This is a genomic window from Streptomyces sp. NPDC002845, from assembly GCF_053591955.1.
Map to the genome: position 1 here is coordinate 59,274 of NZ_JBSFUU010000037.1, position 21,502 is coordinate 80,775.

At 72.6% G+C, this 21,502-nt stretch carries 13 protein-coding genes and 2 pseudogenes; 8 read left to right on the forward strand and 7 right to left on the reverse strand.

Features of this window, described 5'->3' with window-relative positions:
- Positions 1 to 394 precede the first annotated feature (394 nt).
- Positions 395 to 931, reverse strand: a pseudogene (locus tag ACWD3C_RS26095) (serine hydrolase); the annotation flags it as partial.
- A gap of 168 nt (positions 932 to 1,099) precedes the next feature.
- Here ACWD3C_RS26095 and ACWD3C_RS26100 point away from each other — a divergent pair.
- Positions 1,100 to 3,109, forward strand: coding sequence for a zinc ribbon domain-containing protein (locus tag ACWD3C_RS26100; RefSeq protein ID WP_451147891.1), 2,010 nt, complete (start codon positions 1,100 to 1,102; stop codon positions 3,107 to 3,109).
- Between the two features lie 109 nt (positions 3,110 to 3,218).
- On the opposite strand, the gene ACWD3C_RS26105 is transcribed toward ACWD3C_RS26100, so the two are convergent.
- Together ACWD3C_RS26105 and ACWD3C_RS26110 are read right to left on the reverse strand one after the other, a co-directional pair.
- Entirely contained in the window at positions 3,219 to 4,514 is a 1,296-nt protein-coding gene (locus ACWD3C_RS26105) for a UDP-N-acetylglucosamine 1-carboxyvinyltransferase (protein ID WP_451147945.1), read from the reverse strand.
- 39 nt (positions 4,515 to 4,553) lie between these two features.
- A complete protein-coding gene (locus ACWD3C_RS26110) occupies positions 4,554 to 4,985 on the reverse strand; it encodes an ATP-binding protein (RefSeq protein WP_451147893.1) in 432 nt (143 codons plus the stop codon).
- Between the two features lie 161 nt (positions 4,986 to 5,146).
- Between ACWD3C_RS26110 and ACWD3C_RS26115 the strand changes: the two are divergent.
- Both ACWD3C_RS26115 and ACWD3C_RS26120 read left to right on the forward strand, forming a co-directional pair.
- Positions 5,147 to 6,425, forward strand: a pseudogene (locus ACWD3C_RS26115) (helix-turn-helix domain-containing protein).
- Entirely contained in the window at positions 6,422 to 6,967 is a 546-nt protein-coding gene (locus tag ACWD3C_RS26120) for a flavoprotein (protein WP_451147895.1), read from the forward strand. Before ACWD3C_RS26115 ends, ACWD3C_RS26120 begins: the two are co-directional and overlap by 4 nt.
- A gap of 280 nt (positions 6,968 to 7,247) precedes the next feature.
- On the opposite strand, the gene ACWD3C_RS26125 is transcribed toward ACWD3C_RS26120, so the two are convergent.
- From ACWD3C_RS26125 to ACWD3C_RS26135, 3 genes are all read right to left on the reverse strand, one after another.
- Complete coding sequence (locus tag ACWD3C_RS26125; RefSeq protein WP_451147897.1) at positions 7,248 to 8,006, reverse strand: FHA domain-containing protein; 759 nt, start codon at positions 8,004 to 8,006, stop codon at positions 7,248 to 7,250.
- A gap of 82 nt (positions 8,007 to 8,088) precedes the next feature.
- Positions 8,089 to 10,035 (reverse strand): serine/threonine-protein kinase, encoded by a 1,947-nt coding sequence (locus ACWD3C_RS26130; RefSeq protein WP_451147899.1) that lies wholly within the window; start codon positions 10,033 to 10,035, stop codon positions 8,089 to 8,091.
- Between the two features lie 158 nt (positions 10,036 to 10,193).
- Complete coding sequence (locus ACWD3C_RS26135) at positions 10,194 to 10,973, reverse strand: FHA domain-containing protein (RefSeq protein ID WP_451147901.1); 780 nt, start codon at positions 10,971 to 10,973, stop codon at positions 10,194 to 10,196.
- Between the two features lie 369 nt (positions 10,974 to 11,342).
- Between ACWD3C_RS26135 and ACWD3C_RS26140 the strand changes: the two genes are divergently transcribed.
- The 5 genes from ACWD3C_RS26140 to ACWD3C_RS26160 all read left to right on the forward strand — a co-directional run bounded on the left by ACWD3C_RS26140 (position 11,343) and on the right by ACWD3C_RS26160 (position 20,518).
- A complete protein-coding gene (locus ACWD3C_RS26140; protein WP_451147903.1) occupies positions 11,343 to 11,669 on the forward strand; it encodes a hypothetical protein in 327 nt (108 codons plus the stop codon).
- 257 nt (positions 11,670 to 11,926) lie between these two features.
- On the forward strand, positions 11,927 to 13,546 hold the full coding sequence (locus ACWD3C_RS26145) for a TIGR02677 family protein (RefSeq protein WP_451147905.1): 1,620 nt from the start codon (positions 11,927 to 11,929) through the stop codon (positions 13,544 to 13,546).
- Positions 13,546 to 14,898 (forward strand): TIGR02678 family protein, encoded by a 1,353-nt coding sequence (locus ACWD3C_RS26150; RefSeq protein ID WP_451147907.1) that lies wholly within the window; start codon positions 13,546 to 13,548, stop codon positions 14,896 to 14,898. The genes ACWD3C_RS26145 and ACWD3C_RS26150 overlap by 1 nt, the downstream gene beginning before the upstream one ends.
- Positions 14,895 to 19,136: a TIGR02680 family protein gene (locus ACWD3C_RS26155; protein WP_451147909.1), complete on the forward strand. Its 4,242-nt coding sequence runs from the start codon at positions 14,895 to 14,897 to the stop codon at positions 19,134 to 19,136. Before ACWD3C_RS26150 ends, ACWD3C_RS26155 begins: the two co-directional genes overlap by 4 nt.
- Positions 19,137 to 19,225: 89 nt before the next feature.
- Complete coding sequence (locus ACWD3C_RS26160; protein ID WP_451147911.1) at positions 19,226 to 20,518, forward strand: TIGR02679 family protein; 1,293 nt, start codon at positions 19,226 to 19,228, stop codon at positions 20,516 to 20,518.
- Positions 20,519 to 20,540: 22 nt separating this feature from the next.
- Here the strand turns inward: ACWD3C_RS26160 and ACWD3C_RS26165 are convergent, their stop codons facing one another.
- A complete protein-coding gene (locus ACWD3C_RS26165) occupies positions 20,541 to 21,371 on the reverse strand; it encodes a DUF2182 domain-containing protein (protein WP_451147913.1) in 831 nt (276 codons plus the stop codon).
- Positions 21,372 to 21,502: the final 131 nt, after the last annotated feature.

Below are 21,502 nucleotides of genomic sequence, written 5' to 3' on the forward strand. Positions count from 1 at the left end.
CTTGGCCGTGCGGGTGGACACGGGCGGGCCGGGCACGCTGAGGCCGTCGGCCCGTCGGCCCGTCGGCCCGTCGGCCCGTCGACCGAGAGGCCGCGAGTTCCGGTGCGACGCTCCGGGAGGCGCAGAGTCCGCCGCTCGGCACCCCGTTCACCAAGGCCGCGGCTGACGGCCCGCGCGCCGTCGCCGTGCGGCGCCGCCTCTCCCGCGTGCGCATCGGCCGACGCCGGTGTTCATGGAAGCGCTCCACGCCGAGCGCGGCCAACGGGCCCTCAACGGCGGCCGATGAACCACGAACCCGCGTCCCCGGCCCGCCGCAGCCGGTGTCTCAGTGCAGGAGCTGCCGTACGAGGGTGTCCGCGGCCCAGTGCTTCTTGTTCCCAGATGTCCATGGGCGTCAGTGAAACGCCAAGGCGCGGAAGGCGTTCCGGACTTCAGTGAGGGGCTGGCGGTCGAGGCTGTAGTAGAGCTTGTTGGTCAGTAGTACGGCCCAGCGTCCCTGGTGGGGTGAGATCCACATGCCGGTTCCGGTGAAGCCGTAGTGGACCCAGACGTCGTGGGCGGGACTCGTGCCGGGAGCGGGGTGCCAGAACAGGCCGCGTGCGGGCTCCAGTGCGCCGGTCTGGACTGTCAGCGATTCAGTCGTCCAGGCTGGGCCGAATCCGGTCGGCTCAGGCGTAGCAGCGTCGCTCAGCATGTAGCGCAAGAAGGCGGCGAGGTCGTCGAGGACGGTGAAGACACCGGCGATTCCGCACACCCCGCCCAGAAGCCGCGCGGAGAAATCGTGGGCAATGCCTTTGAGACGGGTGTCGGTGTCCTGGTCGAGTTCGGTCGGCGCGCACCGCGCGGCGAACTCGGAGGGCAGTGGCCCGAATCGGGTGGTGTGCATGCCCAGGGGCTGCCAGGTCCGCTCCGTGGCGAGTCGGTCGAGGCTCACGTGTTTCCTTTGGCATCCGTAGCGATGCGTCGTCCGTCGGTGTCGTGCCATGTATCCGGTACCGGTCTCGGTATCGCATCTGAGTGTGCGGATCGAATGCGTGACCTTTTCGCGGGAGTGTCGTTGATCGGATGACAGCACCACGGGCGGGAGAGGGGGGTACCGGTGAGCCGGAAGCTGCCGCTCGGCGAGGGCCAGACGGCCCGGACCGCCTGCGCCCGTGGACTGCTGCGTACGGGCGTGGTGGAGAAGACCGGCGAGGTCCTGTCGGCCGCTGTGCTCACACAGCGGGTCGGCTGGGCCGCCGATCTGGTGTCCGGCATGGCAGCCGACCTGCTGGCCGGGCACTGGAACGCCACCGATGTGGACGCACTGGCCTCGGGTGAGGACGCGGGCGGACAGAAGCTGCCGTCGAACGCGTGGATGGCGTTGCGCCGACTGGGCTGGACGGCCGCCCCGGCCGACGGTGTGAGGGTCAACGACCGGATCGTGCGCATGGCCCAGGAGCAGGCCGGGCGCGCTCTGCGCTCGGCGAACTGGCGGGCCGAGCTGACCTCCGCGGTCCTTGAGACGTGGCCGTGCGATCCGGGCAGGCGCACACCTGAGGAGTGGGACCAGGTGCGCGAGGCGGTCCCCGGCGGCCGGCATCTCCCGTCGAGCGTGATCCGCTCCCGCACCCGGCAGATCACCGCCTTCGCCAGCAAGCACGGCCGTCTGCCGGTCGGCGTGTTCGAGTTGGAGGCTGCGCCCCGGGCGGCGAGGATGCTGCTGCTGTCGGCGTGTGACAGCCAGCAGGCCACCATCGAACGCGGCAAGGACGACCCGCAGCGCGCGCTGCTGCGGCTGCAGCTGCCCACCCGGCCCGACCCGCGCTCCTACCGCGACTGGACCTGGGTGGCCTGCCCCATCACGCTGCCGCCCACGGTCCCGCCCGGTGCGGTGCTGCACCTGCCCACCCTCCGCCTTGCGGGCGGGAAGGTACGCGCCGACCTGGCCTACACCCACGCCGTCCCCAAAACCAGCCGCACCGGCCACACGGTGGCCCTCGGGGTGGACTGGGGCCTGAACACCCTGCTGTCCGCCGGGGCGGCCCGGCTGCACGACGACGGGCGCATCACCCCGCTCGGGCACGGCGCCCAGTTCCGGGCCGCCGGAGTCCTGGCCAGGCAGCACCGGCTGAGGCGCCTGTCGGAACACCTGCACACCAAGACCGACCAGTACCAGCGGCTCATCGACGCCGACGAGCAGCACGAGCTGTCCGGCAGACACGAGGTGCTGCAAGACGAGATCCGCTTCGTGTCCGCCCGCAGGTCGAACCTCAACGACGCCCTCGCCTGGTCCGCCGCCCGCTGGACCGTCGACCAGGCCATCGCCGCCCGCGCTACGGTGATCTACCTGGAAGACCTGCGGTCGATGGAGGCCAAGGGCATGGGCCGCACCACGAATACGCGCCTGTCCCAGACGGTGCGCGGGCAGATCGCCGACCGCATCCGGCATCTGGCCGCCGAGGCCGGGATCGCCGTCGTCACCGTCCCGCCGCGGAACACCTCCCGGCACTGCCCGAGGTGCCTGACCCCGCTGCGGCATCGCAAAGCACCCGACCGCCCCACCGCACCGGGCTGGAAATGGGCCATCTGCCCCGACCGGACCGGATGCGGCTGGCAGGGCGACCGCGACCACGGTGCCTGGCAGCGCATCGCCGCACGCGGCCTCGCCCACCAGGCCAGGACCGTCACCGACCGGGCCACCGGGCAGATGGTGATCCGCACGGTGGTGGACACGCTCGAAACCAACGCGGTCATCACCCCGACCGCCGAGACCCGCCGGGCCGACCGGTCCAAGACCGGCCCCACCCGGCGGAACACCACACGCCCCGCGCCCAGGCGACGCAGGGCACCCTCCCCCACCGGCCCTCCGGGCCCGGTGGGCAAGCGTCCGGAGGGACACGCTCACACGGGCCCAAGACGGCTGCCCCGCGCAGCCCACCGGCACCAGGGCGTGACGACGATCAGCACACCCTCCCTCGGACTTCGTCCGGGGAGACCCCCATCCGGCCGACACCGGCCACGAGGAGCAGCACTGGGCGCAGGCTTTCACCTGCATGCCCACGCCACCCCTCCGCGATGGGCACAACCCACACCAGACACCATGTCTGACACGGGATCACTAAGCTGATCAGAGACGCTTTCGGCTCTGGCGGCGTGGAGATGGCTGAGTAACGGTGCGGGTGAGTCGAAGGCGGAGTGGACGTCTGTCGTGGCGATGATCTGCCGTAGTTGTCGGTTCATGGCGTGACCTCGCAGATGTCGGCGCCGAGGGCGTGCAGCTTGGTGGGCAGCTTGGTGGGCAGGTCGGCGTGGCCGCGTCGGAGCTGGTCGAGCCCGCCCAGGGTGGTGACGCCGCGCGCGGTCAGGCCGGCGATGAGCAGGGCGGAGCCCGTGCGGATGTCAGTGGCCTCCACGCCAGCTCCGGTCAACTGCTGAGGCCCGGTTAGACGGCACTTGGTCGGGGACAGCTCGTAGACCTCGGCGCCGAGGCGGGCCAGTTGCGGCAGCAGGTTGCCGTGGCGGCCGGGGTTGATGGTGTCGGAGAACAGGTGAGTGCCGGGACGGGTGAGAGCCAAGGCCATCAGGGACGGCTCGAAGTCCGCGTCCAGGCCGCTGGGGGCGAGGGAAGCGACGGCCCGCAGCGACCGGCTGGTGGGACGCGTGTCTCTCGCTCGGACGGTAAGCACATCGTCCTCGGTGTCGGCGGGAACGCCGAGCCATCGCAGGGCGCTGATCAAGGGAGCGACATCGTCGCCGCTGACACCGCAGATGCGCGCGTCGCCGCCTGTCGCTGCGACCGCGCAGGCCAGAGTCCCGGCCTCGATCTTGTCGCCTGGCACCCGCCAGGCGATGGTCTCCATGGGGGCGGACAGGGGCGGCGTGAGGGCGAGGAGCGACTCGCTGACTCGGCACTGCCAGCCAGCCGCCCTTAACGCCTCTACAACGCTGAGCACTTCTGGCGAGAGGTTGGGCAGTCCCAGCCGCAGCGCCCGTCCGGCCACGACCGCGCGCAGGAGAGCGGCGATGCTCGCGCCTCGGGAGCGGAAGGGCAGCATGATTGAGACGGTTCCGGCCCGCGGGCTGGCTGCTTCCACGAGGTAGCCGTGGTCGTCGACGGTCGCGTGGTCGCCGAAGCGCTCGTAGACCTTGAAGTGCTGCTCCATCCCGCGTTCCCCGATCCGGCATCCGCCTGGCCAGGGGAGTCGGGCCCGCCCGTACGCGCCCAGCAGTGCGGGGACGAGGTAGTACGAGGCCCGGATACCTGCGGCAATGTCGAGGCCCGGCGCGGCTTGGGGCTTGTCGCTCGGGAGGATCACCGTAGTATGCGGGTCGCTGACGGGGCGGGCCGTGTGCCAGCCGACCTGCTGGAGCAGGGTGAGCATCGTCTCGACGTCGGCGTTCGCCGGGACGTTGCCCAGGTGCACCGGGCGGTGCAGGGCCGCGGCGGCGGCCAGAAGCGGCAGAGCTGCGTTCTTGGACCCGTCGACCGTCACGGAGCCGGTGAGAGGGCTCCCGGGTCGGATGGCCACCACTTCGGCGGCGACTGGAGGGATCCGTACGGCTGTCAACCGTCAACTCCTTTGCAAGGGAACGTGTCGTGAGGGCTGGGCTGGGCCGCCGACCTTGAACTCGGCCCAGCACCGTTTGCCGGACGGCAGCGGATCGATCCCGTGTCGATCGGCCAGGACGGCGACGAGGAACAGGCCACGTCCGCCTTCTGCGTCCGTGTCCGGTAGTCCGGCCCGTGGGACTCCGGGGCTGGCATCGGTCACCTCGATCAGCAGACGTTCGTCGTCCAGGCGGGCGGCGGCCGAGATCGGGCCGTGGCCGGCGTGCTGTACCGCGTTCGCGAGCAACTCGGCGGCGACCAGCTCTGCCGTGCTCAGCAGGTCCTGGTCGAGGGAGGCGTCCCAGCCCCGTATCCCGTTCGCGAGCTGCTGTCGCGCCGAGCTGGCGGCGGCAGGTGTGCCGTGAACGGAGAATTGGATCTGGTGCGCTTCCATGAGCTGCCTCCTGGATCGGTGCGGCTGCTCCACGCAACCGCTCCGGAGGCAAGCGGGACTACGCCCTGTGCGGGGGCTGCATCACTTATGCAGGAGCTGCATCGCGGCCAATTGCCGCTCGGTTACGCTCGGTTGAGCAGGCAGGAGGGGCCGTGGCACAGATGGCCGAAGAACTGAGCGAAGCGAGACGGATCGGCGAAGTGATCCGTCAGGCACGCGTCTTACAGCGGCGCTCGCAGAAGGATGTGGCCGCCGCACTGGGTTATCACCAGTCGAAGGTGAGCCGCCTGGAGAGCGGCAGGGGCACGGAGGACGTGCGCACGCTGCGCGAGATCGCGCAGGTGCTGGACATTCCGCCGCACCGTCTCGGCCTCGCCACTGTCCCCGACGCCAGCCCCGCCGACCCCGGAACAGAGGACATGCACCGCCGTACCTTCCTTGCCGCGAGCGCCGCCGCGCTCGCGGCTCCGCCGTCGTCGACCTCAACAGCAGCGCAGCACGACCTGATCCAGGTCCTACTGCCGGGCACGAGCCCTGCCGTCACTGGGCAAGCCTTGGGCATCGACGAGCTGCGGGACCGGGCTCGGGCCGTACGCCGGATGTTCTGCACGTGCAACTACGCGGAACTGGAGCAGACCCTGCCGGGTCTGATCGCCGACCTGCGCCAGGCCGCCGGTGGCTCATCCCGCTCGGCGGAGGCGTCCGGGCTGCTCGCGACCGCGTACCAGACGTCGGTGAGCCTGTTGCTGAAGCGAGCCGATCAGGGCAACGCCTGGCTCGCGGCCGGTCGGGCTATGGCCGAGGCAGAACGATCCGGGGACCCTGTCGTCCTCGCCGCCAGCGTCCGCGTGCACGCCCACGTCCTCGTCCGGGAGAAACACACCGCCCAGGCCGTGAACCTCGTACGCCACACCGCCGACCAGCTCACCGGCTCCTACGACCAGCGCTCGCCCCGGTATCTGGCAGCGGTCGGCCTGCTGTTGCTCCGCGGGGCGATCGCCGCCAGCAGAAACGGCGACCGCGACACCACCCAAGACTTCCTCACCGAGGCCAAGGAGGTGGCCCGCTACGTCGCCTTCGACAGGGCGGATGCCTGGGCGAACTTCAGCCCCACCAACGTCGCCCTTCACGAAGTCAGCGTGGCCGTCTCCTTCGGCGACGCCGGCATCGCCCTGCAAACCGCACGTCCACTCATGCGGCGGCATATTCCCGTCCCCGAGCGCCGGGCCGCGCTCTGGGTGGAGACCGCACGCGCCTGCAGTCAGCAGGGCAGACTCGCCGACGGTTACCAGGCCCTGCGCATCGCCGAGAGCTGCGCGGCACAGGTACATCCGCCGCCCGGCCGTACGCGAACTGGTCGCCGACATGGCAGCCCGCGACCGCCGCCGCGCACTGCCCGAACTGCACCACTTCAGCCGCCGACTGGGAGTGCCCGCGTGAGTGATCAGCCCGACAAGCCGTTCCTCCAGATCGTGGTCTGCGCGGCCGGGGTCGCCAACGACGTCGGCCGGCTGATCACCGCAGCACAGGAACGGCACTGGGACGTCGGCGTCATCGCCACCCCACAAGGACTCGGCTTCCTCGATACGGAGGCGGTCGAGGCCCAGACCGGACACTCCATCCGCTCGGCCTGGCGATCACCGGGCGACCCGCGCCCGACTCGGCCTGCCGATGCGATCGCAGTCGCCCCGGCCACCTTCAACACCGTCAATAAATGGGCCGCCGGAATCTCCGACAACCTCGCCCTGGGCATCCTGTGCGAAGCACCCGCCATGGGCATCCCGGTCGCCGTCCTGCCGTACCTGAACTCAGCCCAGGCCGCCCACCCCGCGTACCGCCAGAGCCTGGAACGACTGCGCGAGATGGGTGTCCTGATCGGCTCGTACGAACCTCACCGGCCGAAAGCCGGCGGCGGGGCAGACCGCTTCCCTTGGGAGGAGGTGTTGGAGCTGCTGACTCCCAGGGTGTCCGCGCGATCGTGATCAGCGCCGCCACGCTTGGGGCGGTTGCGGGACCGGGACGGCGGCTGCTGGGTGGACCGGAGCATTTGGCCGAGTTCCGCCTTCACCGCACCCTCGCCGCCATCCCGGATGGCATGGTCCGCAACAAGGCCCTCTACACGGCGCACCTGTCGCTGTCCCAGGCGAAACAGGGGGAGTTGGAACTGGCCTGTGCGACCGGGAGGCGGGCGTACGGGATGCTGCTGCCGTCGTCCGGGTGCGCGGGACGGACCTCACCTGACCATCCCGGAGGTCCCGGACGTCAGCCGTCGAGGTCGCTGTCCAGCAGGGCGAGATCCGGTGACACCAGGTGCGCCGAGTCCACCAGGTCCTTGAGCAGGTGGTGCAGCGGCACGGCCGTGCCCGGACCGCCACCGTCGGCCGCCGTGGGCAACGGGTGGTGGGAGGGGCCGCCGCTGTCGGCCAGGCGCGCACCGATCTCGGTGATCCTGTGCTCGATCCCGGGCGACTCCCAGTCGGTGTCCGGTCGCAGGAACCGCAGCTGCTGGAGCGCCTTGCGGTGGGGCAGCGGCCGCGGCTCGGACTCGTGACGCAGATAGCGCTGGCCCAGTACGACCAGGAGCAGCCGTTCGTCGTCGCTGAGCGGCCAGGCCTTCGGCGCGTACTCGGCGAAGGGGGCGCCGCCCGTCACGTACAGCTCGATCAGGTGCTCGCGGTAGTCGAAGCCCCGGACGAAGACCGGGGTGTAGCCGAGAGCCAGCGGTGCCGGATCGGTGAAGGGGCGCACCAGCTCGTCGCGCGGCAGGCGCAGCGGCTGCTGCCCGGTGTTCCGCAGCCACCAGCCGTCGTGCCGGTACATCAGCTCCCCGTGCCGGCGGCTCACCCGACGGTCGTCCTCACCGACGCACAGGTCCGTCTCGGGCCACTCGGCCCGCCCGAACCGTACGACACGGCCGGGTTCCGGGCCGACGGTGATCTCTCCCGCCGCGGACCTCGCGTGGAGCGTGCCCGCCTCGGCGGGTGGGGCACCGCGGGCCAGACTGTCTTGACGGACCATCATCGGCCCCTTCGCGTGGCGAGTTCTCGCCATCACTGTCCGGCTCCCGTCCGGGACCCCTCCCCGGGGCGGGTCTCACAGGCTCTCAGCGTGCGGGCAGTTCGGCTGCGGCGGAGGCCGCGAGGTCGGTGGCCATCTCGCAGAGTTGGTCCATGGGCCGTTGCCCCTCGACGTACAGGCGCACCATCTCGGCGTATGTCTCCGCGTCCTGGCCGCCGTACTGGCGGTACTCGACGAAGACCGTGCAGGTGTCGTCGCCGTTGCCCTCCCGCTGGACGACGGCGTCGTAGCCGCTGAGCTGTACGGGGTCGCCGTCCGCCGCGGATTTGGGCTGATCGCGGTGGAAGGCCACCGTCGCCTCCAGATCGTCGACGTCGCCGGACCACTCGCAGTCCCAGTTGGCGACGCCGACTTCCGGCTCGTCGTCCGCAAGACCGGGAACGGCGGACAGTGCCTTGGTGTCGAGCAGCGCGCAGGCGTCCGCCCAGGCCAGCGAGACGTCCCGGTAGGCCGGGGAACGGCGGGGGATCGGGCCCCGGTTCAGGACCTCGGCCGCGCTCCCGGCGGCCACGTCGGCGACCTCGCACAGCGCCGCGGCGCCGCCGGGGGCCGGGCCGTCGTCCACGTTGACGCGGACCCGGAGACGGGTGCCGTCGTCCTCGCCGTCGGGCGGCACCAGCAGCCGTATGCACTCGTCGCTCTCCGACACGTCCTCCAAGACGGCGATCTCCCCGATGGTTCTGACGGTTTTCGACGTCTCGGGCGGCGAGCTCCGGTAGAGCTGGACCGACACGTCGATGCGGGGCTCGTCCTCGGGCTGGACGAGTACCTCGCAGCGGTCGAAGTTCCCGAAGTCCGCGTCCATTTCGGCGTCCCCGAACCGGCCGAGGGCGGCGCGGTCGGTCAGGGCGCACAGGTCGGCGGTGTGCGGATCGCCGATCAGTGACTGTCCTCCGCTGTCCTGGGCGTCTTCCGTGGCCTGGCTCCGGGCGGTCTCGTGGGTGCCCGGCGTGTCGTCGCCGTTGTCGTCGGGGAGGAGGACAAGGCCCAGGGCCAGCGCGCTGATACCGATGGCCGCGGCGAGCAGCGGCCAGCGCCGCCGCCGGCGCCCGGCGGGTCTGTCGTCCGGGACCGCCGGCTCGGCTGCCGCGACGGCCGCCAGGAGGCGCTTGGCCTCGGCCGCGTCGGGGCGTTGCCGTGGATCACGCCGAAGCATGTCGGTGAGTACGGGATGGAGCGGTCCCACGGCGTCGGCGTCCATCTCGACGACGCCCTGCTCGGCCTTCCAGTACGTCAGGCGCTCGGTCTCCGTCCCGGCGTCCCCTTCGCCGCCGCCGCCGCCGCCGCCGCCGCCGCCGCCGCCGCCGCCGTCGTCGCCGCCGCGTGGCGGTGCGCCGGTGACCAGCGCGTAGAGGGTGGTGGCCAGGCAGAACACATCCGAGGCCGGGCGGGGGAGGTTGCCCCGGGCCAGCTCGGGAGCGGCGTAGTCCGGGGTGAAGCTGAGCGGGCCGTTGGCCGTGACGGTCTCGGTGCCGTGGGTCCGGTGGGCGGCGCCGAAGTCCAGCAGCTTCGCGGTACCGCGCCGGGTGAGGCCGATGTTGGCGGGCTTGACGTCGCAGTGGACGATGCCCGCCTCGTGCAGGGCGGCGAGCGCGTCGGCGAGTTGGGCGCCGATGAGGGCGGCCCGCTCGGGGGACATCGGCGGCTGCCGGTCCAGGCCGCCGCCGGGCACGTACTCCATGATGAACCAGTACGTCTCCGCCCCGTCCCTGTCCCCGTCCCCGCCCTGGGGCACGGTCACGACGTCGAACAGGGTGACGACGTGGGGGTGGTCGCGGAACTTGGCCAAGGCGCGCGGCTCGCCCAGTAACCGTCGTACGGCGGTCTCGCGGTCGCCCTCGATCCGCTCCGGTTTCAGCGCGACGTCCTGCCCGACCACCGTGTCGTGAGCCAGCCACACCTCGCCGCTCCGCCCTGTGCCGATGACCTCTTTGAGGACATAGCGGTCGGCGAACTCGTCTCCGGGACGCACGGTTCTCCCCTCCCCTGGGCGCCTGGACCGAACCGTACTGCGTACGGCGGACCGTACGCAGCGTCTACGCAGAGCCTTCATCAGGCGTTCCCGGATGCGCAGAGGTGGTGGGATCGATGGGGGAGGCGGAGAAACAGTGGACCCGGCTGGTCACCCGGTCATGGCGTCAGGTCGGGGTCGTCCTCGATCAGGTCCAGGTCCGGCGGCACGAGTGTCGTCGACTCCACCAGCCCCTTGAGCAGGTTGTGCAGCAGGCTGTTGTCGGAGGGGCGGCCCTCGGACCGGTCGTGCATCAACGGGTACTTGAACCCGGTGCCGTGCAGGCGGCGGCGTACCGCCTCGACCCGGTACTCGATCCGGCGCTCGTTCCAGTTGCCCTCCGGGTGCAGAAAGGCGAGCTGTTCGGCGGCCCGGCTGTAGCTCAGGGGCCGCGGATCCTGCTCGTACAGCAGATACCGCTGGCCGAGAACGACCAGCAGCAGCCGTTCGTCGTCGTCGAGCGCCCACGTCTCCGGCCGCAGGGTCTCGGCGCGGCGGCGGGACACCGGTCCCTGGTCGTCGTGGCCCGCCACATACAGCTCGACCAGGTGTTCCCGGTGGCCCGAGCCCTTCACGAACAGCGGGGTGTAGCCGGGGGCGAGCGGGATCGCCTCGGTGCTGGTGTGCATCATCCGGCCGCGGGGCAGCCGCACGAGCTGCTGTCCGGTGTTCCGCAGCCACCACTGCCCCTGCCGGTACGTCAGCTCCCCGTGCCGGCGGCTCACCCGCAGATCGTCCACTCCCACGCCCAGGTCCACGTCCGGCTTCTCGCCGCGCCCGAAGCACACGGTCAGACCCGGCCGGGGCGGGGCCTTGAGTTCACCGGTCACCGCGCGCGCGTGCAGAGTGCCGGGCGGCGCGGGCGCGACACCGCGCGCGAGGCTGGCGGAGAGGGGCATCGCTGGTCTCCTCGGCTCATGGCGTTCGTACGGCTGGGACGGCGCCGGACCACCACAGGGTCAGCCGCGCCCTTCGGGACCCCTCCCCAAAGGGCGCCCGTACAAAGCTCGTACCCGACCGATGAGCAGGGTCGCATGCTGCGGTGGGGCGCGGGACGGCGGCCCGGTGGAGGGGGACGGGTCGCCGTCCTCAAGCGTCCCGGTGACCCCGGTGACCCGGGTGACCCCGGCGAGACCAGCGGCACGGCCACGCCGTCGTGCTGTCTCCGGGACCCCTCCCGACAGCGGTGGCGCACCATGCGGAACGGGCGGTGAAGAGCGGTGAAGACCGGTGAAGGGGCTGGCCCCAGGGGGATCATGATCGTACGGGTGCGCGTTCTGGCGGAGGGGCCCTCCCGGTTGTGGATCGCCGTGAGTGGCGTGCTGGAGGCCACGACGCGGCCACACCTCCGGCGGGAACTGCACGCCCGCGCCGACCGCGGGTGCACGGAATTCTTTCTCGATCTGCAGGAACTGCACGGTACGGACGGCATACCGGCGGACGAGCTGCGGGCGGTGTTCCCCGGCGGTCCCGCCGTACGGTTCCACCTCATCGGCGGCCCCGGGAGCCTGTGCGAAGGCCTCACCGGCGACTCGGCCTTCACCCTGCACTCCCGCGCGCAGTCGGCATGGAACGCATGGCTGCGGGACGACTGATACGCGTGATACGCGCCCGGCGCCAAGCAGGCCGGGCGAAGTCCGCCGCGGTTGGGCAGCGCCCGAAGCCCGAAGGCGCGCGGCGCGGCGTCAATATGCGGCTCCGCCGCGTGGGCGGGACCGGCCACGATGGAGCCGCGGACGAACGACGGCACTCGCGGCACTTCCAGCGGAGCGCCTGGCTTCCGCCGTGCGTGGGCGGACGGTTTTCCCCGACTTCCGCCGGAGTGTCAGAGGCGGTCCGTAGGCTCGGCGGTATGCAGGGGAACGAACCACACGACGGACCGCACGGGGAGGAGGCGGGCGGCGCCGAGGCATGGCAGCGGCTGACCGCGTACACGTACCTCAGCGTCCCCGAGCGCCTGGAGTACGTCGCGGTGATGCGGGTGTTCTGCGGCACGCTGCTCGCGGACCTGTCCGTGCCCGACGTGCTCGCCAGGCTGGCGCAGGCGGGCGGTCCGGGGGCGGGCGGTCCGGGGGCGGCGCTCGACGCCGACACGCTCACCGCCCGGCTCGAACAGCTGGTGCGCTGGGGCAATCTGCTGCGCTCCACGCACACGGTCACGGCGACGAGTATCGCCGAGTACCAGCGCTCCCGGTCCCGGTACCAGCTGTCCAAGCTCGGCGAGCGCGTGCAGCGGGACGCGGACGAGGTGCTTGCCGGGGCGGACGCCGCGCGCGAGGTCAGCAGCGAGCTGCTCACGCTCGTCGACCGGGGCCTCGGCGAGATCGCCGCCCTGGCCGCCGTGCCGGGCGGCGCGGACCCGCAGCAGGCGCTGGAGCGGATCAGCACACTGTTCGTGCAGTTCGCCGAATTCGCCGAGTCGGTACGGGACTTCTACGCCTACCTGGGCCAGGTCCTCGCCCGCTACGACCTCGACGGAGCCGAGTACCAGGGGTTCAAGGAGCTGCTGCTCGACTACGTGGAGGCGATCACCGAGGACGTCTCCTTCCGGGCCCCGCGCATCGCCGCCCACCTCGACCGCATCTGGCCGCACCTGCCCGAGCTGCTCGCCCGTATCGACGCGCACGCGGCGGGCATCGGAGCGCTCGCCGACGGGCTGCCCGAGACCCGGGTGCAGCGCAGCCGTGGGCGGGACCTCGCGGACTGGGAGGGGCTGCGCGACTGGTTCACCGACACCGGCGGAAGCGGCGGGCACGGCAGCCAGGTGAACCAGCTCCGGGACGCCACCCTGCGCGCCCTGCAGTCACTGCTCGCCAACGCCAAGCGGATGCTGCGCTCTGCCTCCGGTGAGATGTCCCGCCGCAAGGACCTGCTGCGGCTCGCGGCCTGGTTCGACGCCGCCGAGCCGGAGGAGGCCCACGACATCGCGGTCGCCGCCTTCGGGCTCTACGGGGCACGGCACCTGGGAGTGGCACCCGACCCGGACCGGTCCGTGCCGGCGTACGTGAGCTGGTGGACCGGACCCGTGGTGGACGTACCCGTGGCGCTGCGCGAACGCGGCAGCAGGGCTTCGCGCGGACGTGCCGCGGCGGCCGAGGACCACGCCGAGCAGAAGAGCCGCCTCATGGAGCAGGCGCGGGAGCAGGCCGAGGCCCGGCGGGCGGCGGCCGACGAACTGCGCAGCGCGTCGGGGAGGTTCGACCAGGTGAGACTGAGCGCCCCGGCCATGCGACTGCTGCTGGAGCTCCTCACCACCGCCCTCGGCAACGCCCAACTGCACCAGGACGCCGATGGTTTCTCACTCGACGGCGCGCAGGCGGGCGACGCGGATCTCGGCATCCTGCTGACCGCGTGGCGCACCCCCGGCCGGCACTCGGTCCTGCGTTCCGTGGACGGCGACCTGACGGCGGACGACCTCACCCTGGCCGTCGAGAGCGCGACCCTGCCCGTGGTGGGGGAGGCGAGCGCCTGATGGCCCTGCCCTCCGCGCACGACGTCGCGCTCGCCGCCGAGCGCCGCACCGCCGCCCGGCTCCTGCTGGCCCACCCCCTGGTCACCAGCAGCGGACCGCACAGCGACACCTTCCCGCTGATCCGGCGCCACGCCGACTGGCTCGCCCAGCGCTTCCAGCAGGTGTTCGGCTACCGGCTCCTTGTGGAGGCGTCTTACGCCCGCCTGTTCAAGGCGGGCCTCGGCCCGGGCGCGGGCCACCGCCTTCAGCGGCCGTCGACCGGGACGCCGTTCACGCCACGGACGTACGCCTATCTGGCCCTCGCCCTGTCGGTCCTGGTCACCGCCCCGGAGCAGCTCCTGCTCTCCCAGCTCGTCGCCGACCTGCGGGCCGCGGCCGTCGACGCCGGCATCGAGGTCACCGACACCGGGCGGCAGGCCGAGCGGCGGACCCTCGCGGCCGCGCTGCGGCAACTCGTCGACTGGGGCGTCCTGGTGGAGACCGAGGGCCATGTCTCGGCCGTCGCCGAGGAGCGGACCGGAGAGGCACTGCTCACCGTGGACCGCGAGATCGCGCGAGCCGTCGTCGCCGGCCCGCTCGCCCAGAGCCGCGACGGCGCGGACCTCGTACGCCGGGCCGCCGACCCCGGGTTCGGAGGACCGCGTACGTACGTCCGCAGGCGTCTCGTCGAGACCCCCGTCGTCCACCTCGACGACCTCACGGACGCCGAGCGCGAATGGCTGCGCACCCGGCAGCGGCGCGAGTCCCAGGCCTTCTCCGAACTGCTCGGCCTGGAGGCCGAGATCCGCGCCGAGGGCATCGCCCTGGTCGACCCGGACGGCGACCTCACCGACCTGCACCTGCCCGGCACCGGCACGCTCGCCCAGGCGGCGCTGCTGCTGGTGGAGCGGATGGTCGAACGGCTGCGCCCCGCCGACCCCGGCCACCCCGCGGTCGGCGGGCGGCTGGTCATCGGCGTACCCGTCCCGGACGGGCTGCTGCCGGAACTGCTCGACGAACTGATCGAGCAGTACGGCAGGCGCAGCAACTGGCAGCGCGGCCACCTGGAGGACCGCGACGGCTTCCTCGCCGCCGTCCTCGACCTCCTCGTCCGGATGCGGCTCATGGCACCCGCCGGCCCCGTCCGCGCGGACGGCCACGGACTGCCCGAGGGATACGAGGAGAGCGTGGCCGACGGCCGCTCCGTCACGGATGTCTCAGGCGCCCGCGCGCCAGACCGTCCGGGGAGCTGGATCCTGCTCGCCGCAGCCGCCCGGTACGCCACCACGGTGGCGGTCAAGCCCCGTACCGGCCAGTCCGGCCAGTCCGGCCAGTCCCCAGCGGACAACGCCCCCAAGGAGCCGCCCCGGTGAACCGTCCGTCGTCCCCGCACCGCTACCGCCTGCACCGCGCGGGCATCCGCAACGTCTGGCAGTACGACGAGCAGGAGTTCGCCTTCGGTGACGGCCGTCTGCTGCTGCGCGGCAAGAACGGCGCCGGCAAGTCCAAGGCCCTGGAGATGCTGCTGCCGTACCTCCTCGACGGCGACGCCCGCGCCCTGGACGCCACGGGCACCGGACGCACCACCCTCCTCTGGCTGATGCTGGACGGCTTCGAGCAGACCAACCGGCTGGGCTATCTGTGGGTTGAGTTCGCGCGGACCGACGAAGAAGGAGCCGACCACCATCTCACCCTCGGCGCGGCCGTCCGCGCGTCCCAGTCGGCCAGGACGGCGAAGCCCTTCTTCTTCGTGACCCCGCTCCGCGTCGGCGAGGACCTGCACCTGGCCCCCGCCGGCCAGCCCCTCCCCGTCGACCGGCTCAAGTCGCTCGTCGGCCCGGAGAACGTCACCGACCGCGCCGTGGAGCACCGGGCCCGGGTCGCCCGCGAACTGTTCGGCCTCACCGACCCGGCGCGCTACCGCAACCTGCTGCACTTGCTGCACCGGCTGCGCCGCCCCACCATCGGCGACCGCATCGACTCCGGCGGACTGGTCTCCGTCCTCGCGGAGACGCTGCCCGCCCTCGACGACGAGATCGTGGAGAAGGTGGCCCGCAACCTCGACGACCTCGACGCCGTACGGGCCGACCTCGGCCGCCTGGAGCGGACCGACCAGGCGCTGCGCACCTTCCTCACCGGCTACCGCGGCTATCTGCACGGGGCGCTGCGCCACCGCGCCGACCGGGCGAGCGGCGAACTGGAGCGACTCGCGGAGTACCGCAGAGCCGCGGGTGACGCGGCCAGGACGGCGGAAGAGCTCCGTGGGCGTGAGGAGGAGCTTGGCGCCCGCGTCGAAGCCCTGGAGGACGAGAGGGCCGCCGCCGAGACGGACCTCGCCGCGCTGCACGCCAGCACCGGATACCGCAGCCTCAAGGAACTCGGGGAGAAACGCGCCACCGTCACCGCCCTGCACAGCGCGGCCGCCACCGCCTTCAAGTCCCTCCGCCAGGCGCACAGCAACCAGGAGGAGGCGGGACAGCGCCTCACCGAGGAGGCCCGGCGGCTCGGGGCCGAGCTGGTCGAGCTGAGCACGGCACACGGCGAGTCGGTGCGGGAGGCGGAGCGGTCCGGGCTCGACCCCGTGCACCTGGGGGAGCCCGTCGCGGCCCCCGCTACACCGGTCGCGCCCGCCGCGACGGCCGAACTGACCGCACCGGAGGGCGACTTCCACCTCGTACGCCACAGCGAGGTCCTGGCCATCGACACCGAGGCCTGCGCGACCGCGCTGGAGACCTGGGACGCCCGGCTCGACGCCGCGCAGCCGGTGATCAGGAACCGGTCCCGGTCCGTCACCGAACTGGGCACCCTCATCGAGCGGTCGGACCGGGCCCGGCGGGAGGCGCACGAGGCCGACGCCGCCCGCGAGCGCGTGGAGGAACAGACGGACCACGCGCGCAACCGGGCCGAGCGGCGTCGGCAGGAAACGGCGCGCGAGGCGGAGGCGTACACCGAAGCGGCCCGCGCCTGGACCGAACGGCTGCGCGGCCTCACCGGGGTGGCCCTGGATGCCGTACTCGCCCTGTTCGCACACGGCCCGGCCGACGGACCACTGCCCGCCCACGCCCCCGACGAGGTCGCCGACGCCGCCCGGTCGGCCGTCGACCCGTGGCTGGCGGAACTGGGCGAGGAACGCGACACCCTCGCCGTCTCCCTCCACGAACTGACCGGCGAACGGGACCGCCTCCGACGCGAGCGTGAGGAATGGGAGCGCCGTACCGACCCCGAGCCGCCACCGCCACCCCACCGCGCGGCTCCCCGCACACCCGGCACCGGAGCGCCCCTGTACCGGCTGGTGGACTTCGCCGACGGCCTGGAGCCGGAAGCGCGGGCGGGGCTGGAAGCCGCGCTGGAGGCGAGCAGCCTGCTCGACGCCTGGGTCCGCGCCGACGGCACGGTCCTGGACCCGGCCGCGCGGGACACCCTCCTGATTCCGGGCGCGCCGGTGGCCGGGGCGACACTCGCCCAGGTGCTGCGGCCGGTCGCCGCACCGGACAGCGGGGTGACGGCCGAGCAGGTCGAACGCGTGCTCGGGGCGGTGGCCCTGGTGGCGGAGGGAGGTACGGGCACGACGGCGGACTCCGCGATCGGCATCGACGGCTCCTGGAAGCTCGGCGTCGCGGCCGGCCGCCACGCCAAGCAGGCCGCCGAGTACGTCGGCGCGGAGGTGCGCGCGGAAACCCGCCGCCGGGTGCTGGCCGAACTCGACGAGCGACTCACCGCTGTGCAGGGCGAGTTGGCGGAGCGTCAGCAGAGCCTGCGCATCCTGACCGAGCACCGCGACCAGGTCGCCGACACCCTGCGCCGGCCGCCCACGGCACGGCGGCTGACCGATGCGTGGGCCCGTACCGCCGAGGCCGAGCGCACCGCCGAGTCCCTCGCCGGTCAGGCGGCCACCGCCGCCCGCGAGGCCGAGCAGGCACGCGCCCACGCGGTCGCCGCCCGACGCGAGGCCGAGGCCACGGCGAGCGCCCACGGCCTCCCGGCGGACCCGGCCGCTCTCGACACGGTCCGCCTCGCCCTGGACCGCCTCGCCCAGGGCACCGAGCGGCTGCGGCGCCGGGTGCGCGCGGTCATGTCCGCGGCCGACGGCCACCGCGGCGGCCGCACGGACTACGAGCGTGCCGAGTCGGCCCGCCGGGACACCGAGTCCGACTACGCCGAGCCCCTCGGCCGCCTGGAGGCCGCCCGCCGGACCGTCCGGGGCCTGGAAGAGGCACTCGGCGCCACGGAACAGGAGATCCTCTCCCGCGAGGCCGGGGCGAAGCGCCGCCTCGACGCCGTGGGGCGCCAACTCCCGCGCGTACGGCAGGACATGGCCGACGTGCACGACCAGCGCGTACGCGCGGAAGAGGACGAGAGAGTGCGGCGCGAGGCACTCGCCACGCAGGAGGGCGAGGCACTGACCTGCGGCAGGCAACTGCGTACGGCCCTGTCGCTGCCGGGCGTGATCGGGGGCGCGGCCCTGGACGCGAAGGGGGACGATGAGGGCAAGGAGGGCAAGGAGGGCGACGAGGGCGACGAGGACCGCGAAGGCCACGAGAGTGCCTCCGTCCTGAAGTCCCCGGACCCGGTCCACGACGACGTACGGGAACGCGTCAAGGCGCTGCGCCTGCTGGTCGATGCCGTACGCCGCCGCCTGGACCCCGAACGCCGCGACATCTCGGACACCACGCTCCTCAACCGTCACACCGAGCTGCGCGACCAGCTCTCCGGAGGCTATGACGCGACGATCGAGGAACACGACGGCATCAAGCTCTGCCGGCTCGTCGACGACCACGGCCCGCACGACATCGCCCTCGTCGGCGAGCGCATCGCGGCCCAGGCGGCCGAAGCCCGGGACCGGCTGACGGAACGCGAACGCGAGGTCTTCCAGCGGTTCCTGACGGGAGAGCTGGGCGACCACCTGTCCACCCAGGTCCTGGCCGCGGGCGCCCTGGTCGCCGCCCTGAACGCCACCCTGTCCACGGTCCGTACGTCGCACGGTCTGGGCGTCACCCTCGACTGGAAGCTCGCCGACGGCGTGGAAGCCGACGTCAAGGCGGCCGTCGACCTGCTGCGCAGCCCCTCGGGCCTGCGCACCCGCGACCAGTCGGAGCAGCTCCGCGACGTCCTCCAGCGCCGTATCGAGGACGCCCGCCGCGCCGACCCGGGCGCGGGTTACGCGGCGCATCTGCGCACGGCCCTCGACTACCGCGACTGGTTCGCCTTCACGCCCTGGGTCGTCAACGACGCCGCCCCCGGCAGCCGCCGTAAACTCTCCGGCCGCACGGGACTCAGCCAGGGCGAGCAACGCGTCCTCTCCTACCTGGTCCTCTTCGCCGCCGCGGCGGCCCACTTCACGAGCCTCGCGGAAACGGCCCCGCACGCACCCCGGCTGATACTGCTGGACGACGCCTTCGCCAAGGTCGACGAGCCCACCCACGCCCGTCTCGGCCGCATCCTGGTCGACCTGGACCTCGACTTCGTCCTCACCAGCGAACGCCTGATCGGCAACTGGCCCGACGTACCGGCGCTGCACATCTACGAGTGCCTGCGCGACCCGCACGTACGAGGCGTGGCGACTCTCCACTACACGTGGAACGGGCGGCAGCGGAGGCTGGTGTCGGTATGACGGACGACGCCCGAGCGGTGGACCATCCGCCTCAGTCGCCTCAGTTGCCTCAGTCGCCTGAGTCCCCTCAGCCACCCGAGTCCCCTCTGGTGCCTCCGCCGCCTCTGGACGCCGAGGCGCTGGCCTTCCTGACCCGGCCGGGCCTGGCACGCCTCTGGACGGCGGCACGCACCCGCCTCGAACGCAACGGCCTCCAGCCGGCCGGCGCGATCAGGCTCCAGCACCTGACCGCACAGGAGCGCGAAGTCCTCTCCCTCCTCCTGGCCAGACAGGTCGCCGGCTCCACCGCCACGATCCGCCTGCCGGACCTGGACACCCGCCTGCGCGCCAGTGCGGCCGGCCGGGGCCTGGCCGAGACGCTGTCGGAACTGGGCCCGCCCCTGACCGACCGCCGGGCGGCCCGCGACGCGGCGGCGGCCGAGCGCACCCGCCTGTGGTCGACCGCCGAAGCGGCCCTGGCCGCCACGCCACTGGCCGACCAGGCCTGGGCCCGCCAGTGGCTGGAGGAGATACGGCGGAGCGGCACGCTGACCCGCCAGTCGTCCACTCCCGCGCTCATGCCCGTCACCCAGGCCATCCAGACCCTCGCGACCCTCTTCCCCGGCACAGGCCCCGATCCCACTCCCACTCCCACCCCCGCCACCTGGGGCCGCGGCGAACTGGCCACCCGCACTACCGGCTCGGCCCACGGCCTGGACGACGGCACCCTGTCGGCCCGCCTGGTCCTGCGCGGTATCGCGCTGGCGCGGGGCGCCGCGTTCCCGACCGACGCACCCGGCCGCCGCGCCCTGTGGCGTCTGGCCTCGGTCACGCCGGACGAGGTCTCCAGCACGGTGCTGACGTACGGCCTGCGCCCAACGGGCGGCAGCTGGCGCGAGGCGGCGCTGCGCGAGCGGGTGGAGCACCGCATGGAGACGCATCTGACCCTGCGCGAACTACGGTCCCTGCGGCTGGAGATGCCGCCCGGCACCCGGATTCACGTCTGCGAGAACCCGAGGGTGGTGGAGGCCGCGGCCGACGTGGGCTGCACCGCGCCCCTGATCTGCACGTCGGGCAGCGCGACGACGGTGGTTCTCACCCTCCTGGACACGTTGGCCGCGGCCGGTTGCGTCTTCGCCTACCACGGCGACTTCGACTGGCCGGGCATGGCCCTGGCCAACCGTGTCATGGGGCGGTACGGGGCCGGGCCGTGGCGTATGAGGGCGGCGGACTACGAGTACCTGGCGACCCGCGCGGAACTGCGGGGCACCCCGCCGCTCCCGCTCACCGGCGCGCGGGTCGAGGCGACGTGGGACGCGGAACTGGCCCCGACGATGGAGGCCCTGGGGGTCGCTCTGCACGAGGAGGTGGCGTTGGACCTGCTCCTGGAGGATCTCGGGTGACGGGCGGGGCTCACACCGCACTTCACCTCACCCCGCCCGCCATGGCGTCCATCGACGGATCGGACATCTCCAGACCGGGCAGCAGCCAGTCCTGGAACGGGGCGAGTACGGCGAGGACGATGAAGACGGTGCCGACCGCCCAGCTGAGCCAGGGGCCTCCCCGCCACAGCTTCTCCAGGAAGATCACCACCGCGAGCCCCGCCATCGCGGCCACGTTCATGAAGCCGAGCGGGATCAGGACGATCATCAGGCCCCAGCAGCAGCCGACGCAGTACAGCCCATGGTGCGCGCCCACCCGTAGATCCCTGGCCCACGGCCGGAAGCGCGCGTACCGCATCAGCTGGAACATCGGGTTACGGCAATGCCGCAGGCAGACCCGCTTCAGCGGCCCGAACTGATGAAGCCCGGCGAGCAGGAACGCGGCGGCACCGATCCAGCGCCCCGCCCCCGGATAGCTGTCCACCAGGCGTCCGGTCGCCGCCAGGGCACCGTAGGCGAGCAGGCCGAAGCCGGCCCACGCGAGCAGGTAGCCGCCGAGGAACCCGGTGATCCGGAGCGTGCGGACCGGGCCCGCCGACTGACGGGCGATCGCCCGCACCCAGGTGATCGCCACGGGCGCCACCGACGGCAGCATCATCGCCGCCATCATGACCACCCACAGCAACAGGAAGAGCGGCAGGGCCAGGCCCATGGTGCCGGGCTCCATCCCCGTCCGGCGGGCCTGGCCGACCGTGAGCACCCACGCCAGTGCGGCGATCAGCACGAGCAGGAGCCAGGCGACACCGAGATCACGCCTCGGCAGGAGGACACCCGTCCGGGTGGACACCGGGGCGACAAGCCGGACGTGCGGCATGGCACCTCCCTATGGCACCTCCTTGAAGACATCCTCAGCAGATCACAGAACCAGGTGACCCAAAAGCGGAGAGCGACGAGGCGAGCGAGGCGCGGTGGACGAGGCGTGGCGGACGATCCATGATTTCCTGA